1 protein-coding gene is annotated in these 874 nt (G+C 31.5%); it reads right to left on the bottom strand.

Translation table 11 applies throughout. The annotated features are described in order from the left end of the window. Positions 1–874 (bottom strand): MauE/DoxX family redox-associated membrane protein (locus B2217_RS00975; protein WP_349680532.1); only part of this gene is annotated, 874 nt, incomplete at both ends.

Here is an 874-nt window from a genome sequence, read left to right as displayed (position 1 = left end):
TATTTTTGGCTGTTTGTTTAAATTCAGCTTTCCTAAAATCTGCGTATTCGTTGTGCTACTTTGTGTACGAATTGCAAAGCTTGTAGAATCAATCACAATCAATTGATTGAAAAAAGCATCATTTAAACTGATGGTTTCTGCATGTAAATTGGTTAATTTTCCTTTGTAAATAACAGGAACTGTTCCGTCGTACAAATAAAAGCTACCATTTTTGACACGCATCATAATGGATTTAAAAGGATGATCTTTATAGTCCAAATCAATCTTTTTGGAAATGATTTGATCTGTATTGGTATCAACACTCGTTAAAACAAGTGGAGCAGTATAATTTCCTAAATACAGCGTATTATTTTCATATCCTACAAAATAATAGGAATTAGCGCCTAGATCAATCGCTTTTTCTTCGATAATTGGATGCTGTAAATACCTTCTGGTAAAATTATTTTCTTGTTTGATGATGTGTTCAGATGTGAGAAATAACATAATGACACTTCCAATTGAAACAATCGAAATAGCAAAGAAGGTAAGAAATAGTTTTCGTTTACTTTTTTGAAACATTAATAATTCACCTAAGTAAATGGCAATTACAGCTAATCCAACAAATACGAGATTGAATATCAAATGTTCTGTCCATCCAAGTTTCTCCAGAATTCCGCCACAAGAACATGGGACAAAATCACTGTAATTAATAATCAGATAGATATAAACTGTAAACGCGAGCATCAAACTATAAGAAGCATACAACCCAATTTGTTGTGTTCGCTTGATACAAAGCAATAATACAATTACAATTTCTACAATAATTGCAGCATAAGAAATAAATCCTGCGTAAGCACTCAATAAAGGTGATTGAGCCAATTGAATTTGAAAATTC

The sequence above is a fragment of the Empedobacter sp. UBA7620 genome (assembly GCF_002484185.1).
Classification (GTDB): Bacteria; Bacteroidota; Bacteroidia; order Flavobacteriales; family Weeksellaceae; genus Empedobacter; species Empedobacter falsenii_C.
The sequence above is the reverse complement of the archived record's forward strand: the minus strand, read 5'-3'. Positions and strand labels throughout refer to the sequence as shown.